This is a genomic window from Tumidithrix elongata BACA0141 (assembly GCF_036349135.1).
Taxonomy (GTDB): domain Bacteria; phylum Cyanobacteriota; class Cyanobacteriia; order Pseudanabaenales; family Pseudanabaenaceae; genus Tumidithrix; species Tumidithrix elongata.
In genome coordinates this window covers 1-16,553 of sequence record NZ_JAZBJZ010000118.1, presented here as the reverse complement: position 1 = coordinate 16,553, position 16,553 = coordinate 1, and the positions used below count along the sequence as shown (strand labels likewise).

Below are 16,553 nucleotides of genomic sequence, written 5' to 3'. Positions count from 1 at the left end.
AAGGGAAGAGGAAAACCCTGTCCACAACTTGTTTTTATTTCCCAACAACTCTAATTAATTTAGAGAATTAAGGAGAATATAGCGCTCCTTAATTCTCTGAGAACGTAGCACGGGCTTCTAGTTCTTGCATGCAAGATGCCTGCGCTACAAATTAATTACAACTCATTCACTTCAGTTTTGGATTGCAGCGATTAGAATCGGATTGACTAATTCAGGGGCTTCATCTTGCGGACAATGCCCCGCATTGGCAATGGGAATGAAATCTGAGACACAAGCGAATTTCGTAAATTCTCTGCCTAGTTCTATCGGTTCCCAAGGATCTTTCTCTCCCCACAGCACGATCGCACTGCAAGGCAACTTTTCTAGTAGTTCCTCTGGAGTTGGCCCTTGGGAATAACGCACAAATGCCATGAATACAGCCACAGCATTTGGATCTTGAGCGGGTTTCACGAGCATCTCTACAAGCTCATCGGTTACGGCTTCATCTCGCACATAGGCTTGCTTGAGGATCTTGCGCACGGTTTGGGGACGACGCACGAGATCGAAAAAGAACTTGGCGATCGCGCGGTTTCCCAAAATATTTTGCATCACTTTTGCCCCCACGCGCCGCGACCAAGGTAGGGTAATTTGCTTTTGCTCTTGTAAGAGGCGTAGAGAGCAGTTAATTAATATTGTTTTTGTAACCAATTCGGGCGCGAGAATCGCTGTCTGCATGGCTACTACCGCACCGATAGAATTTCCAATCAAAATCGCGGGGCTACCCACAACCTCGCGCACAAAATCAGCGACCTGCATTCCCCAAGTTTCAAAGGTATAGGGCGATTGGCTGGGATGGGGCTTTTCCGACGCGCCAAACCCGATCAGATCGATCGCAAACACCCGACTGACTCCAGCCAATGCTGGCATATTTTTGTGCCAATGTCCGACGGATGCGCCAAACCCATGAATTAAGACCACAGCAGGAGCATCAGAAACTCGCTCTAGACCTGCGGCACGATAGCAGATTTTGTAATTTCGCCATGTCCAAAACCGATCGACACGCGCTTCTTTATTGCGATCGAATTGGGGATTTGGCAGAGAATTTGTAGGTGTTTTTTGCACGTTGACTTTAGCTAAGACGAAGTTACTGTGAATGGTTATTCCAGTTTAACAAGTCTTCATAAAGCGTATAGATTGGGGTGCTATGATCGCCTGCGAGACAAACGGATTGAGATGAAAAAATTCATGAATTGGTCAATAGCGATCGCCCTAAGTGCCACATTGGCAGGATCTAGTGCACCCTTATCGACACCCTTAAACTCTGAGCTAAATCCTAATTCCTCTGCTAGCGCTTCAAGTTTAACGAGTTTTGGCAATGTTAAACCTTTTGACCCCTTAACCTTTTTACCCTACAACCAGCGAATTGCACAATTAGAACTGAAAGCCAAGGCAAGCGAGGCAAGTCTAGAAAGAAGCCGATCGCGCTTGGCTCTTGCCAATATTTACCTAGACAACAAAAATCCTCGTGCTGCACTCGCTGCCTTAGAGGGCTTAGAGACAGAATATCCTCTATTGGCAGAATATGTTCTGCTCAAACGAGCGCAGGCATTCACCCAAGCAAACAATGGTAATGCCGCTAGAGCCGTTTGGAATCAAATTCTCACCAACTATGCCAATAGTCCCGTCGCCGCCGAAGCGATGTTTATGACGGGGCAAACACAGCAGCTACTGCAAAAGCTTCCCTCCCATCCGCGAGCGTTGGGTGCGGCACTGATGGGTTTAAGTCAAAACCCCCAACGTGCAGATTTACTTGCCCATATCGCAGTTTATTTTAATGAATACAAAGCGATCGTGCCTTTGCTCGATCGCCTCGTCAACAGTGGAGCTAAGCTAACCCCCGATCAGTGGTGGGCAGTAGCAGATGCCTACTATGACAACTTTGAATTTAATAAATCAGCCAATGCCTACCTGAGAGCCACACCCAACGCTTTCACTGCTTATCGGCTAGGGCGCAGTTTCCACCGTGGCAAACAAATTGATGCGGCTTTAGGGGCTTACAATCGCGTCGCCCAACAATATGCTCAAAGTCCTGAAGCTCCTAGAGCTTTAATTCGGATTATGCAAATTGCTGACCCCAGTCAAGCTGTGGCTGTTGCCGATCGGATTGTGGCAAATTACCCCGATACAGCGGCGGAAGCACTGCTCAAAAAAGCAGATTTGCTACAAGATAAACTGGGTAGCCCTCAGGCAGCGAGTGCCGCGAGAAATCTGCTGTTAAGTCGTTTTGCCAATAGTAACGAGGCGGGAGAAATTTACTGGCGGATTGCCAAAGGTCATGCCAATGCTGGCGATCTCAAACAAGCGATCGCTTCCGTTCAGATTTTGACAAACAATGCTCCTGATAGTGCGATCGCTGCTGAAGCAAGTTTTTGGGGAGGTAAATGGGCTACTCGCATCGGCGATCGCACCACTTCTCGGCAGTTGTTTGAATTTGCCATTCGCAAGCATCCAGAATCTTATTTTGCTTGGCGATCGGCGAGCTATTTGGGTTGGCCGGTGGGAGACTTGGGCACAGCTCGGAATGTGAATTTGCCTTTTACACTTCCCAGTATTCGTACTGGTTTGCCCGCAGGTTCGCCCCAATTTCAGGAATTGTATATTTTAGGAATGAATCAGGATGCCAGCGATCGCTGGCAATACGAAACCAGAGGGAAGCGAAGTTTGACACCTAGGGAAATCTTTACAGATGGGGTAATTCGGGTTGGTGTGAATGACAATCTCTTGGGGATTCGCAAGTTAGAGAGCCTCGATACCATTGATGTCAATGCCACCGAACGTGCTGATATTAAAATGTTGCAGCAGCAACCAATCTATTGGCAGAGCCTCTATCCTTTTCCCTATTGGAATTCCGTTGCAAATTGGTCTCGGGAACGCCAAATTTCTCCGTTACTGGTTTTGGGGCTAATGCGCCAAGAATCTCGTTTTGAAGCCCAGATTCTCTCGCGATCGGGCGCAGTAGGTTTGATGCAAATTATGCCAGACACAGGACAATGGATTGCTAGCAAAAAAGGAGTAAGCAGTTACTCCCTCAGCAATCCCGAGGACAACATCAATTTTGGTACGTGGTATTTGGACTATACCCATCGTAGTAATAACAATAATTCCATGCTGGCGGTTGCCAGTTACAACGCAGGTCCTGGCGCGATCGGTCGTTGGGTAGAAAGTCGAGGTCTAGGCGATCCTGATGACTTCGTTAATAACATTCCCTACGACGAAACGAGGGGCTATGTGGAGCGGGTATTTAGTAATTATTGGAACTACCTGCGCCTCTATGCACCTCAAGTCCAACAACAAATCACTCAGTTGCAATCTTCCAGTGGGAATATTTCTGGAAAGAGGAACTAATACCATTTTTAGACAAGCCGCGTCGCGGCTTGTCTAAAAAATTTATGACTTTACTTCTTGGTTTCGGCGGGTTTGACCGACACAATTAGTAAGTTATCAGGCAAAAGCAGCTCCTTTGCAGATTGGTTGACGGCATCAAGAGAGACAGCCCGAACCTTGCTAGGAAATTCGTAAAAACTACCGATGGGGAATCCATAGGTTTCATCGCTCAAAACGGCTTCTGCAATATTATCGGGCTCAGCCAAATTGACGGGAAAGCTATTGATCAGACTATTTTTGGCAGCATCAAGCTCGGCTTGGGTAATGCCGCGATCGCGAACTTCTCTAAATACAGCCAAAGTCTTCTCGATCGCTTTTTGCGTATCCTTGCCATTGGTTTGGAGTTGGATAATAAATGCACCCGGGGCTTTGCCAACTTGGAAATAGCTGTAAATGCCATAGGTCAGACCCGCCCGATCGCGAATTTCTGTACCTAAGCGACTAGAGAGCGTATCGCCACCGAGCACCTGATTGAGTACGATTGCCTCGTAATAGCGGCGATCGAAGCGCGAAATACTCGGATGTCCCATCAACGTCACGGCTTGGGTTTTACCCGATAGCGTCAATTCTTTTTCCGTTAATTCGGTGGGATTCGCAACAGGTGGGTACTGCAAAACGGGCGCAGTCCCTGTAGCTTTCCAAGCACCTAGTTCCGCCACAAGCAATTGTTTTAGCTGTATGGGGTCAAAATTTCCCATCAGCACAAGCGTGGTTGAGTCGGGTCGAAAATAGGTTTGATGGAACTTCACTAAATCTTCCCTTTTAATCGCCTTGAGGGTCGCTTCCGTACGCATATTGTGGAAAGGATGCCCCTTGGGATAAAGCTTTTGTTGAAATTCACGTCGCACTAAGCTACCGGGCGTATCTAACTCAGACTTTAAAGCCACAAGATTGCGTTGGAGATTGAGGTCGAACTCCTTGGCTGGAAATACAGGGTTTTGCAAGACGTCCGCCAACTGTTTGACCACAACAGGCAGATCGCTAGATAAGGCCGATGCCCCGATATTTACCCCTTCACGCCCCGCCGAGAATCCTAGTTTGGCACCGCGATCTTCTAAAACAGCAGCGATCGCATCGGCATCTTGGGTTTTAGTCCCATTCATCAAGTTTTGGGCGGTTAGAGAGGCAAGTCCCGCTTTCGCTTCGGTGTCAAACCCTGAGCCTGCTTCGACTCGTCCCTCAATTGTGATCGAAGGACTGCTCTTGTCTTGAATGAGCAAGAAATTTAAACCATTGGGCAATACGAATTTAATCGGTTTGACAGGATTGGGGACATCGATCTTGGTAGTAAGTGCGCTCTCAGGTAAAAAGCGTTTTACCTCAGCAGGGTCAACGGGCTTTCCGGGGCTAAAGGCTTCGGAATGGGTGGGATTGACCGTCGTCGATCCGCCTTGACCAGTAATTACGGTAGGCTCAAAAAAGCCTAAAACGCGCTTGTCTGGATTGAGATATTGTTTGGTGACACGCTGTACGTCAGCGGTGGTCACCTTGTCGATATTGGTCAAATAGCGATCGCTAAATCGGTAGTCACCCGCGACGATCTGGTTGTAGCCTAACTGAGTAGCCTGAGAGCTAATATCGCGATTTCCCAAAATGTAATTGGCACGAATTTGGGTTTTGGCGCGATCGAGTTCAGCTTCAGTAATTCCCTCTGACTGCAATTTTGCAACTTCGGCAAGCAATAACTGATCGATTTCAGGGAGGGTTTTGCCCTGAGCAGGTGTCGCCCCAAACATATACCAACCGGGGTCGATCATGGTCGAAGCATTACCGCTGACACCGCTGGCTAAACCAGTCTGCACAAGGGCTTGATAGAGTCGCGAACCACGTCCCGATGTTAAGACAGAATCCATCACATCGATCGCAGGCACATCAGGATGGGTAATCGGAGGCAAAGTGGGATAGACCGATTGCAAAAACGCCACACTGCCTGGTTCGCGCAACACGATCGGATTTTGCTGAGGTGATTTTATATTTTGGATAGGAGGCGCGGCTTTTGCCACAGGTTTTGGTGGGGCAGAGATCTTGCCAAAGATCTTCTCGATCTTGGCAAGGGTGGCTTTGGTATCAAAGTTGCCAACTACCACAAGCGTGGCATTATCAGGACGGTAGTGGGTGCGATAGTAAGTTTGTACATCCTCAACGGTGAATTTTTCCACATCAGGACGGTAGCCAATTACGGGCCAGCCATAGGAGCTATTGGGAAAAGCTGCCGCCATTACTGATTTATTCAAGCGCGAGCCGGGGTTGTTATTGCCACCATCAAGTTCTGACAGCACCACAGTTCTCTCGGTCTTCAGCTCCTCAGCCCCAGCAAGGCTATTCACCATGCGATCGGCCTCTAGCTCTAAAAGAGCATCCAGTTTTTCGCTACCAACCGTGCCAAAGTAAGCCGTCATGTCATAGCTGGTAAAGGCATTAGAACTGCTGCCTAAAGCACTAAATAACCTGCCAAATTGAAGCGGGCGATCCTTTGTGCCTTTAAACATCAAGTGTTCGAGTTGGTGCGAGATGCCCGTAATTCCTGGTCTTTCATTGCGCGAGCCCACGCGGTACCAAACCTGAACGCTGACCACAGGAGCTGTATGAATTTCTTTGGTTAAAACAGTTAAACCATTACTTAGCAAAGTTTTTTCTACCCGATCGGTTAAAGCGGCTGATGCCGCAGTGGATGCAGTATAAGCGGTCGGGGCAGCTTGCGTTGTTACTGCATCTGCCTCTTGGCGATTAAAAAAGGATAAATTACTTAAAAGGGGTAGAGGCGTATTGCTCAGGAGAATGACGGCTAGCGCGATCGCCAAGCATCGGCTCACAAAAGAAAGCATAGATTTCAATTTTTTCAGTTGGTGATTAAATAAATTCACAGTAGATGCACGAAAAGTAGATCGCTAATCCTTATCGACAATTATAGATAGTCAAAGAAAATGCTAAACTCATTGGGTAAGTTGACCTAAAGCTCTAGAAGCAGACCCTGTCAGAGTTCTTATTGTTTCTATTGCTATGTAAATCTCTGCTTAAAAGTTCATGCCATCCCCTAGTTCTTCTCTCAGAAATACCTTTACTAAGACTGAATCAAGACGACTTCAGGATCTGCTGCCACCAGAACTGCAAGCGTGGGTGAAAATAATCAACGCTGACGGTGTGCGCCCACCCCTAATTGCCTGCGAAGAAGCGGGTGGTGACGAGGTGGTGATCTTAATCGACATGCTGCGCTGGGAGCAACTAGCTCAGGATCAGCGCAATTTGCTATTTTGGCACGAAGTGGCGCGCGTGCAAAATGATACGGTTCCCAAAGATGGTTGGGAGGTTGCTGCCCTAGCAGTTGGTCTAGGCGGGGCAGTCGGCGAATTGTGGGTGCAAAATGGTCTGCTGTTTATGCTAGCACTGGGTATTTGCGGCGTGGCAGGGTTTCAGCTCTGGCGGCGCGGCAGCAGCAAAAAAGATATTCGACATTTAATTGAGGCTGACCAAGGCGCAATCAAGCTGGCAATGCGTAACGGCTATGCCATGCCTGCGGCTTACAAAAGTTTAGGCAGTTCCCTCAAAATTTTGCTCAGTGAAGCCAGTAAAGGCAGAGAGCGCACAGCGCTTGAAAAACGTTTAGATGCCCTAAGAGCTGAAGCTGCAAGAGCCAGACGCAACTACGAAAATTAATTGCGTAATATCTCAGAGAATACTTTGATGCGAGGGGCAGGCATAAGAGCACTGCCCCTACAAAAGATTTTCTGACACAACTTGGAATTCCCTAGGATCGTGGATTTATTAAGGTGCTGTTCTTTAGAAATAATGGGCATTCTAAAATAATGACTCTACACCATTAGAATTGCAGGTAATTTAGTTCACGATCCAAGGGAATTTAGATCGACCTTAAGATAGGTTTATGCTTCCCAAAGCCTGATTTGGCTTGGGTAAAATAGATTAACTCAAAGTATTGAGTTAGATTAGGGTTAATAGATTTTTATAACGTTGAGGATCGTAGAAAAAATTTTTATGAAAAAAATCATGCCTTGGGTGCGATCGCTCTTAGTGTTTGCCTTGATCGCCGTAATCGTATTCGGTAATGCCCATGAAGCATTAGCCAGACGTGGTGGTGGCAGAATTGGTGGTGGTTCGTTTAGAGCGCCTACTCGTTCTGTGCCTGTGAGTCCTTCTAGAGGTGGCGGCGGCTACTATGGTGGCGGTTACAGCAGTGGTGGTGGCTTTTTCTTCCTACCTTTCTTTTTTGGTGGCGGAGGATTTGGTGGCAGCATTTTCACCTTTTTGATTCTTGCCGCAGTAGCTGGTGCGGTTTTACAAGCATTTCGTGGTGCTGGTAGCTCTGATTCCGAAGGCATTACTGGTCTGGACAGCAAAGTTACGGTTGCTAAAATCCAAGTTGGTTTGTTGGCTTCTGCCCGCGAACTCCAAAACGATCTTACCCGTTTAGCGATGGACTCAGACACCTCGTCTTCTGAAGGTTTATCGCTGATTTTAAAAGAAACGGTTTTGTCTTTGGTACGTCACCCTGAATATTGGGTTTACGTTTCCTCAGCAAAGGAAACCACTAAGTTTGCCCTAGCCGAGCAGAAATTTAATGGCTTGGTCATGTCTGAGCGCAGTAAGCTCAATGCCGAAGTTTTATCCAATAAAAATGGGCGGATTTTGCAAAGCTCCAAAGCAGCAGGAACCTTGCCCTCTAGTGGCGATCTGAGCCTCGAAGATCCCAGTGAATATATTGTAATTACTCTGATGGCAGCCGTGGCAGGCGACACCTTGGGCAAATTACCTGAGATTCGTTCTTCAGAACAACTCAAGCAAACCTTGTCAGCCCTTGGCTCAGTCACCCAAGATCAATTATTAGCGATCGAAGTGCTATGGGAACCCCAGTCAACCGACTATACCCTCACCTCCGATGAAGTGCTTACTGTTTATCCCGATCTAGTGAGAATCTAGACTTACAACTTTATTAAGTAGCTTTTTTATAGAGTTTTTGGATTGAGGCTCTGATCTTTATATTCCGAATCTTCCACTCTACAGAGAGACGCAAGCGATCGCTTGCGTCTCTCTGTAAGTTTATAAATCTGCAAATTTCGCTACACCTATGGCGTTTCTTTGCAATCTGTGGTATTACTAGCCAGTATTATTTTGCTCCAAGTCTTGATTTGGGGTAAGTGTAATTGGGAAACTCGTGCTTGTATTTCCACTTGTAGTCAGATTAGGAATATTGTTTGAGCTAGACAAAAGGGAACTCTGACAGTCTGACGCTCTGGGTATAGGAAAGCTTAGATGTTGGTTTGAGGAGTTAATAGGTGAGTCTCGTATGCTACAAAACACACAAAATCGCAATAACGACCAATATTTCACTACCCATGAGGTAGATGCTTTCTCAGATCATGCCGACGATCTGATGGACGATCTATTTGGCGATGTAGAGCATACCCTGCATGTAAGTGCTAGTAAGAAGCGCCCTGAAACGCGCGCGGAGAAGAAGTCAATCAATCAGATCTTACCCTATACTCCCAACGCGATCGCAACGCGCCCAACCGCCAACAAATCTTCCGAGCCACCATCTAGTTCAAGTACGGACATTTCCCCTTCTCGCTTACACGAGCCAAACGATCGGGCAATTACGCACCAAGTAGAAACGCCCAAAGACACTGTTAGTCTCACCAGAATTGAGCTTGCCGATGTCGATTTACCTCCCGTTTCTCGCCAAGACATTCTTTGGATTGAGCCCTATGTAACCCGAGAGTCCAACCCACCCATTGGTAATTTTGAGCCTCCGATTAATTACACCGAAGCAAAGCGTAGCAATCTCCTCGATCGCTTCCTACTCGTAAGTGCTTGCGGTTCAGCCCTTTTAGCCGCTGTAATGTGGTCTGTGAATCACGGTCTGTTCGATCGCACTGCACCGAAAGTCAGTACAGTCAATAACAACGGTCAGCTTAGCCCCGAAAAACAGCAGTTTGCTGAAGAGATTAGGCGATCGCTAGAGAACATTACAGACAAAAGTACAACCGCAACTAATCCCAATGGCATCACTATGCCCATCGGAATTAATTCACCGATCGTATCTATCAATAGCGGGGCTAATAACGGTCAATTACAAATGGCATCGCCACCCGTTGTAGGGACAAGCGTGCCGCCGCTCTATATTCCTGTCTATCAACCTCCATCTCCCAATAGCACCACCAACCCGATCGCTTTGCCTCCTGTTTCTTCGACAAATGGTAGTGTAGTTGAGATTACCCCGTCTAATACCCAACCAATCACTGCACCAACTGTCACTTCTACGGCTCCATCCTATACGCTGATTGGGGTACTTGATTTAGGCGATCGCTCTAGTGCCATGTTTGATATCAATGGTTCTATGCAAACTATTGGCTTAGGCAAGCAAGTCGGTAATAGTGGCTGGCTACTAAGCCGTATTAGCCAGCAAGAGGTCACGCTTAGACGTGGTCAAGCGACCAAGAGTATTTTTGTCGGTCAAAAATTCTAGTTAAGCTGTGCTGACAGTTCTAGTCCGTCCGCATAAGGATCCCGATCTTTTAGCCCAGACCTATGGGGCTATCGTTCAAAAAATTCGTCGCACTGTTGTTTGAGAATGGTATGAGCCCTTACTCGGAAATACACTAAAGCTGGGGCTTCTTCGGTAGAATAATAAATGTTAAGCTCAAGTTGAGGACTCGCAATGGGGCTAATTGAGGATATTTCCCGTTTTTTGGAAACGCGACTTGAAGAATACATTCGCAGTAATCCTCAGATGGAATTGCAGGTTCTTGAGGATCAACTACGTGGACAGGCTGAGGAAGTAGCGAAATTGATCGTGGGCTTTGAGGTGCAGGAAAAAGGGCATCAGGATCAAATCTTAGCGATCGCTGAAGAAATTAAGCTATGGCATGGTAGGGCGCTTAAGGCAGAAGCTGCTGGTAGACCAGACCTAGCCAATGGGGCGAAAGAGCGTGAGGCAGCTCTCTTGCGTCAGGGTAACCAAGTATGGGCGCAAATGGAACTGGTAAAACAGCGACGCGCTCAAACCTTAGAATTGCAATCACAAATTCAGGCACGGCGTAAAGAAGTCCAAGCAAAAATTGCCGAAGCCGCAAAGGCGGCCAAAAGCGCACCAAAACAACCCCCATCAAATCCAGCCTTTAACTGGGAAAATCTCTACACGCCCCAATCATCGACCGACTCCTTTGATGACTTAGATAATAAGTTCAAGCAATGGGAAATGGATGAAGAATTAGAAAGACTGAAGCGGAAGATGGGCAAGTCCTAACCGCATCCATACCACCGATGGGATCCCCATTCCCAATTCTTTCAAAACTGGCTTAAATTTAATTTTTGAACATGGTATTAAGCTGTGTATTAAGCTGCCCAACTCATCGCGATCGCGACATTAGTAGTTTTGCTGACATTATCCTGTTTGATCGCTTCGGGATCGGCAATCCGCAGCTCCGCACAGGGGATCGAATCCGCATGGATCGAACTCATGACATACCCCTCATGCACCTCTAGCAGGGCATCAATCGGTGCTTGAAAATCGATCTGCTGGTTCGGCATCACAGTACGCTCGATCGTATGTTGTAAATATCCTGAGTTAAGCGTCGAGCTAGAGCGCGAAACCCGAATAATTTGCACTGACTCCCCACCGTTACGATAGCGGCAATTGATGATTAGTTTTTTGTACAACTCATGCTGTGTGCTTACCATAGATCTGAACCCGATTATTAAAGTGAAAGCTTTGCCGTTGCGTGATCCCAAGCTATCACTTTCATCCAATTAAGGAGTGATCTAAGACACACATTTATAATTTTTTAATCTTTTTTACTCTCGTTCAGCATCAACTGCAGCCTGTTCGCGTTTGAACATATATCGAGTTAAGTCAATGAATACATCGCGTCTGAGATAGGGGTAGTCGCTAATCCAGATATTTAATTTGGGAATAAAGGCATCGGTCGTGACTTTACTGATGCGACTAAAACTGCGATCGTTAGAAAACAACAACATGCAGACAACCTGCTTGGGAGCAATGCGCTTATATTCGCGCCGCATGGGTACGCGGATGGTGGTGATAAACCCCGTGCGATCGCCTAGCTCTACATTAAAAAAACTTTCGGTGTTATAGCTGACATCAAGACGCCCGCGACTATCTACGGTTTCTTGTTTTGAGAGCACCTCTTCTGACAAATAAACATCTAAAACCTGCGCTTGCCAAAAACCACAGTTTGAAAATCTTCGCAGTTTGGCATTGCGCCCCACAGCAATCAGAACTGGCTCTAGCATCCAGTACATACCGCCTAAAGCTGCACAAACAAACACCATCAAAGCGACAAAACTGTTGGGGCTATTGTCATTGACGCGGTTGTAGATCAGCGTAAACACAACCAACAGGGCTACCGATATGAGAATGCGCCGAAATAAATCCTGTCCGTTTCCCCAATAGTATTGATATTGATCGGCAGTAGGCACAGCGGGAATCAGTTCGTCAAATTTCTTGCGCTTGAGTGGAGTAATCATTCGCTACGTAAAACGTTAATATGCAGAACTTACACAGGGATGCTGAAGTTGGGTAAAATGTAGACGCCCAAAAGCTTGAATGAAAGACCCTTCTAGGCATTTTTAAAACAGCAGAAAAGTTGCTCTCATCTTTGCGGAAGTCCGAAGTTTTTAATGCGGACTGGGGCATATTGACTCTAGGGTATGCGTAAACCTAGCAACCATACTATAGCGAAATTTAGGATCGCCCTGTTTGGCGATCGCCTAGAGACAAGCACAGACGATTCATGCCTTTGAACAAACTAGGATTGAGCATCGTACCAGCAAGGATTCATAGGGGTTAGGAACATGGTCAGTGAAGGGCAGGCAAATCATCTCTGGGCGACGAAAGCTAAATTTTGCCAGTTACAAGCCCAACTCCGCGATCGCTGGCAGACAATCGAACAATTCGATTTGAGCGATTATGACATTCTGGTCGTGCCTTCGCTGAGCCTCGATCAGTCAGAACTCTTAAAGGTTGCAGGCAGCCACCACTACGAGGAACGTCTGCTATTTTCCCTGATTCGCCTGCGCAATCCCCGCACCCGCTTGGTTTATGTCACATCCCAACCTCTTGCGCCCATCATCATTGACTATTACCTGCAATTGTTACCGGGCATTCCCTTTTCCCATGCCCGCGAGCGACTGGTATTGCTTTCTACCTACGATGCGTCGCACGTTCCCTTAACCCAAAAGATTCTAGAGCGACCGCGCCTGATCGATCGCATTCGCAAGGCACTACGAACGCGGAAAGCCTACATGATTTGTTTTAATTCCACACCCTTAGAGCGGGAATTATCTGTTGAGTTGGGCATCCCCCTATGGGCGCTCAACCCCGATCTATTACACCTCGGCACCAAGAGCGGCAGTCGTAGCATTTTTGCAGAAACCCATGTTCCCCATCCCGATGGCAGTCCTCTGGTACATAGCCCCCATGACTTAGCCAAAGAAGCGGCGGCACTGTGGGATCGGCAACCACAACTCAGGCGCATGGTCGTCAAATTAAACGAAGGATTTTCTGGGGAAGGGAACGCTATCTTAGAATTAGCGCCGATCCGTACTGTGGAAATGCCCCAACGTGCAGCCGCGATCGCCGATAGTTTCCCCCATCTACGCTTTCAGTCGCTATCTGAAACTTGGACGAATTTTGCCAAACGCCTTCCCGATTTGGGCGCGATTGTGGAAGCATTTATCGAGGGCGAAGAAAAGCGATCGCCCAGCGTCCAAGGCAGAATTGCCCCTACAGGCGAGGTGGAAATTCTCTCTACCCACGATCAAATTTTGGGTGGCCCCGATGCACAGGTTTACTTGGGTTGCAGTTTCCCCGCCGATGCCAGCTATCGTTTGCAGTTACAAGAATTTGGCATGCGTATCGGCAAAACCCTAGCGGCTAAGGGTGTTTTAGAGAGGTTTGGCGTTGATTTTGTCGCGGTGCGGCAGCAGGATGATAGTTGGGATTTACAGGCGATCGAAATTAATCTGCGTAAAGGGGGCACGACGCACCCACTGATGACGCTGCGCTTTCTGACCAACGGGCAATTTAACCTCGGCGATGGTCTGTTTTACAGCCAGCACGGACGGGAGAAGTATTATATTGCCACCGACACCTTGCAAAAGGGGCAATACAACGGTTTACTTCCCCACGATCTGATGGATATCATCGCGCACCATCGCCTGCACTTTGATAGCAGCACAGAAACTGGCACGGTTTTTCATCTCATTAGTTGCCTGTCAGAATTTGGCAAGTTGGGGTTGACCAGTATTGGCAATTCTCCGCAGGAGGCACAAGACATCTACGATCGCGTTGTGGAGGTGCTGGATCGAGAAACCCTTGCAGCGATTAAATCTGATGCATCCTGTAGCGGACTTGAGGATTAGAATTTTGAGGATTAGAAGTTGAGGATTCATGCAATGCCACGAGTTCGTCCACAGCACAAAGGCAAGCACAAACGCAGGCAACTAATATGGGGAATTGCCTTTCTGGGGATTCTGGTCATTGCGATCGCGGCTCTAATCGGTTGGCACTATAGCGCCCGTAATTATTTACGCAAACAGCCGCTAATTGATATTCCTGTTCTAGAATGGCGGATCCACGAACTCACGAACGTACAGAGGCGATCGCAAGGTATTCCTGAGTTACAGTTTGACGATCGCCTTGCCGAAGTTGCCCGCACCCATAGTCAGGATATGGCAAACAGAGGCTTTTACCAGCACATTAATCTTAATGGTGAAGATCCCACCGCTAGGGGAGAAAAGTTAGGTTACCGATGTGTAAAACAGTATGCCACCCACTACACCGAGGGACTTTCAGAAAATCTGATGCATACCTATCTCTACAATTCTGTCCTAGAGCGAGGGGGGATTACGCTCGGCTACGATTGGCGCACGTTAGAGGAAATCGCCAAAATCAGCGTCGATGGTTGGATGAATAGCCCCGGTCATCGCAGCACCCTATTAACCGCCACCTACGATCGCGAAGGCATTGGCGTAGTAATTTCTCGCGATCGGGAAGTTTTTGTGACTCAAAATTTCTGTTGAAACGTTATTTTGATTTTCCCGATCGCGATCGATTTGTGTGGCGCTCGGAGGATTGAGAGGAGCGGTTGGAAGAACTGCCACGATCTTCCCATTGAATATTGGGTTGTGGGATGCTCGGAATGGGTTGGCGCACTACAGGGGTGGTCGATGGGGCACTGCGCGTCGTTGAGGGGGCAACCGACGTACTAGATGTGACTCCTTGAGTATTATCTAGCTGTTGAGAGGGAGCGATGGGATTCGCGATCGTTTCTAGCTGCGTTTTTGCACTCTCCACAATTGGCTTTACCTTATTTTGCCAAAAAGCAATCTTGGGCATCTTATTCGCAGCATCAAGGGCTTCTTGCAGACTGTTATTCTTGAGAGCAGTTTGTGCGGCATTAAATTGCTTGTCGGCTAGCTGCCAGTCATTTTGCCACTGTTGCGTAGTTGATTGAGATTTAGCATAGGTGGGACTGGTCGCTGGGATTGTCTGTACTTGAGCGATCGCACCTTTTAGATCGCCGATCTGATACTTTTCCGAGGCTAAAGCGATCGTGCGTTCTGACCATTGACCCATAAGTTTTTGCGCTTCAGGAAAAACAGAGCTATTCGTAGGAATGCCCCCAAGCAATGCCAACGCTTCCGCCAATTTATTTTCTGCGGCTAATTGCTTAGCTTGGTCTAAACGACATTGCTGCAAGGCATTTTGAACCTCGGCATAGACCTTCGCATCGCGATCGACTTTTTGGGCTTCGGCGACACATTCTTGATATTTCTTTTGAGATTTCAGACTATTGACAGCATCTAAAATTCCTAAATCTTTGCTTTGACCATAGAAGTAAACTCCCCCTGCGATCGCTGCCCCAGCCACAAGTAGGGTTCCAGCTAAAACAATCGGTAACCTCCGCTTAGAAGTAGGTGCAAAGGTAACCAACCAATCAGGTGGCCCCAATCTATTTACAACTACCGTGGACTCTAGTTCCTCTGCTGTAGAAGATGGAACGGTTTCAAGGGAGGATATAACCAATGTGGGAGCATCGGAATTGGCATATGGCTGACTTGCTGGTTGGTTAGCTAACAAGCCAAGATTTTTAGAGGAATTGTTAGGATCTGAAACGATCGTCTCGCCGTTGAAAATATCATCCTCCTTGCTGGCAGAGGCAATTGATAGCGCTCGATCTGGACTCACAGGATTTACTGATGCCTGTAACGCCTGCTCTAGCTCGTCCACCGAATCAAAGCGATCGCTAGGTGATTTTTGCAAACACTTCATCACCACAGCCTCTAGGTCTGGGGGAATGTGGTTGCAATTGGGGAATTCTTGAAAAGAATTGGGTGGCTTGGTGGCATGGGCCATAATCCAAGATGAACCCGTTGAACCCCTATGCGATGACGATAAAAGACCAAAGGGATCGGTACCACTGAGCATTTCGTAAAGAATGATCCCCAGACTGTAGATGTCAGCACGTCGGTCGATCGTTGACAGCCCATCTAATTGCTCGGGAGCGGCATAGCGTACCGTACCAATAATGGATTTTTGCATGGTCAGGGCTGACTCATCGGCTTCGCTATCTGCGCAAAGTTTGACAACACCAAAATCAATGATTTTTACCATTTCGCCAAACGAAGATGGCTGTAAAAAAATGTTATCGGGTTTTAAATCTCGATGGACGACCTTAATCTGTTCGGATTCGCTGGCATTATTCTTCCAGAGCGTAACCCCCTCATGGGCAACCTTTAGTCCTTTACAGGCTTGGCTAATAATATTTACAGCTTGTTTAGGGGAGAGTTGTTTGTTTTGCTCTAGTTTCTCTCTTAGTGTCTGTCCGTGCAGATATTCCATCACATAAAAAGGATTTTTGCCATTCACAACCCCATAATCTGTAATTGCAACGATGTGATCGCTTTTGAGCGCAGCGCAAACCGCTACTTCTCGCTCAAACCGTTTAAAAAATCCTTCAGCATTGACGAGACTGCCTTTCAATAACTTGAGTGCTACTTGCTTGCCGAGTAGCGTATCCATTGCCAAGTAAACATCTCCCGTAATTGCTCAACTTAGAGGAAATAATGCTTCGAGGGGGTTCAAAGCCACAAGA

The 16,553-nt window shown here is 47.3% G+C and carries 12 protein-coding genes; 7 read left to right on the top strand and 5 right to left on the bottom strand.

Annotation, left to right across the window (positions count from 1 at the left end):
* Positions 1–171: 171 nt before the first annotated feature.
* Positions 172–1,077 carry an alpha/beta fold hydrolase gene (locus V2H45_RS21035; RefSeq protein WP_408648855.1) on the bottom strand — a complete coding sequence of 302 codons (906 nt, stop codon included), beginning with the start codon at positions 1,075–1,077 and terminating at the stop codon, positions 172–174.
* Positions 1,078–1,224: 147 nt separating this feature from the next.
* Between V2H45_RS21035 and V2H45_RS21030 the strand changes: the two genes are divergently transcribed.
* Positions 1,225–3,384, top strand: a complete 2,160-nt coding sequence (locus V2H45_RS21030) for a lytic transglycosylase domain-containing protein (protein WP_330485648.1) — start codon at positions 1,225–1,227, stop codon at positions 3,382–3,384.
* A gap of 50 nt (positions 3,385–3,434) precedes the next feature.
* Here the strand turns inward: V2H45_RS21030 and V2H45_RS21025 are convergent, their stop codons facing one another.
* Positions 3,435–6,248 carry a M16 family metallopeptidase gene (locus V2H45_RS21025; protein ID WP_330485647.1) on the bottom strand — a complete coding sequence of 938 codons (2,814 nt, stop codon included), beginning with the start codon at positions 6,246–6,248 and terminating at the stop codon, positions 3,435–3,437.
* Between the two features lie 199 nt (positions 6,249–6,447).
* On the opposite strand from V2H45_RS21025, the gene V2H45_RS21020 reads away from it, so the two are divergent.
* The 4 genes from V2H45_RS21020 to V2H45_RS21005 all read left to right on the top strand — a co-directional run bounded on the left by V2H45_RS21020 (position 6,448) and on the right by V2H45_RS21005 (position 10,681).
* Complete coding sequence (locus V2H45_RS21020; RefSeq protein ID WP_330485646.1) at positions 6,448–7,077, top strand: DUF3318 domain-containing protein; 630 nt, start codon at positions 6,448–6,450, stop codon at positions 7,075–7,077.
* Between the two features lie 336 nt (positions 7,078–7,413).
* Complete coding sequence (locus V2H45_RS21015; protein WP_330485645.1) at positions 7,414–8,355, top strand: DUF1517 domain-containing protein; 942 nt, start codon at positions 7,414–7,416, stop codon at positions 8,353–8,355.
* Positions 8,356–8,722: 367 nt separating this feature from the next.
* Complete coding sequence (locus V2H45_RS21010) at positions 8,723–9,901, top strand: hypothetical protein (protein ID WP_330485644.1); 1,179 nt, start codon at positions 8,723–8,725, stop codon at positions 9,899–9,901.
* A 192-nt stretch (positions 9,902–10,093) separates the two neighbouring features.
* Positions 10,094–10,681 carry a TIGR04376 family protein gene (locus V2H45_RS21005; protein ID WP_330485643.1) on the top strand — a complete coding sequence of 196 codons (588 nt, stop codon included), beginning with the start codon at positions 10,094–10,096 and terminating at the stop codon, positions 10,679–10,681.
* A gap of 89 nt (positions 10,682–10,770) precedes the next feature.
* Here V2H45_RS21005 and V2H45_RS21000 read toward each other — a convergent pair whose 3' ends face one another.
* On the bottom strand, positions 10,771–11,115 hold the full coding sequence (locus tag V2H45_RS21000) for a DUF1830 domain-containing protein (RefSeq protein ID WP_330485642.1): 345 nt from the start codon (positions 11,113–11,115) through the stop codon (positions 10,771–10,773).
* A 114-nt stretch (positions 11,116–11,229) separates the two neighbouring features.
* The gene (locus V2H45_RS20995) at positions 11,230–11,922 is read right to left on the bottom strand and encodes a hypothetical protein (protein WP_330485641.1); all 693 of its coding nucleotides are present in this window, start codon (positions 11,920–11,922) and stop codon (positions 11,230–11,232) included.
* Between the two features lie 327 nt (positions 11,923–12,249).
* On the opposite strand from V2H45_RS20995, the gene V2H45_RS20990 reads away from it, so the two are divergent.
* Both V2H45_RS20990 and V2H45_RS20985 read left to right on the top strand, forming a co-directional pair.
* Positions 12,250–13,818, top strand: coding sequence for a peptide ligase PGM1-related protein (locus V2H45_RS20990; RefSeq protein ID WP_330485640.1), 1,569 nt, complete (start codon positions 12,250–12,252; stop codon positions 13,816–13,818).
* Positions 13,819–13,851: 33 nt separating this feature from the next.
* Positions 13,852–14,478, top strand: a complete 627-nt coding sequence (locus tag V2H45_RS20985; RefSeq protein ID WP_330485639.1) for a CAP domain-containing protein — start codon at positions 13,852–13,854, stop codon at positions 14,476–14,478.
* 4 nt (positions 14,479–14,482) lie between these two features.
* On the opposite strand, the gene V2H45_RS20980 is transcribed toward V2H45_RS20985, so the two are convergent.
* Positions 14,483–16,504, bottom strand: a complete 2,022-nt coding sequence (locus V2H45_RS20980; RefSeq protein WP_330485650.1) for a serine/threonine protein kinase — start codon at positions 16,502–16,504, stop codon at positions 14,483–14,485.
* Between the last annotated feature and the right edge of the window lie 49 nt (positions 16,505–16,553).

Excerpts from the sequence above, each read along its gene's own strand:
- V2H45_RS21030 (WP_330485648.1), top strand. The coding sequence starts at position 1,225 with ATGAATTGGTCAATAGCGATCGCCCTAAGTGCCACATTGGCAGGATCT.
- V2H45_RS21025 (WP_330485647.1), bottom strand. The coding sequence starts at position 6,248 with ATGCTTTCTTTTGTGAGCCGATGCTTGGCGATCGCGCTAGCCGTCATT.
- V2H45_RS21020 (WP_330485646.1), top strand. The coding sequence starts at position 6,448 with ATGCCATCCCCTAGTTCTTCTCTCAGAAATACCTTTACTAAGACTGAA.
- V2H45_RS21015 (WP_330485645.1), top strand. The coding sequence starts at position 7,414 with ATGAAAAAAATCATGCCTTGGGTGCGATCGCTCTTAGTGTTTGCCTTG.
- V2H45_RS21010 (WP_330485644.1), top strand. The coding sequence starts at position 8,723 with ATGCTACAAAACACACAAAATCGCAATAACGACCAATATTTCACTACC.
- V2H45_RS21005 (WP_330485643.1), top strand. The coding sequence starts at position 10,094 with ATGGGGCTAATTGAGGATATTTCCCGTTTTTTGGAAACGCGACTTGAA.
- V2H45_RS21000 (WP_330485642.1), bottom strand. The coding sequence starts at position 11,115 with ATGGTAAGCACACAGCATGAGTTGTACAAAAAACTAATCATCAATTGC.
- V2H45_RS20995 (WP_330485641.1), bottom strand. The coding sequence starts at position 11,922 with ATGATTACTCCACTCAAGCGCAAGAAATTTGACGAACTGATTCCCGCT.
- V2H45_RS20990 (WP_330485640.1), top strand. The coding sequence starts at position 12,250 with ATGGTCAGTGAAGGGCAGGCAAATCATCTCTGGGCGACGAAAGCTAAA.
- V2H45_RS20985 (WP_330485639.1), top strand. The coding sequence starts at position 13,852 with ATGCCACGAGTTCGTCCACAGCACAAAGGCAAGCACAAACGCAGGCAA.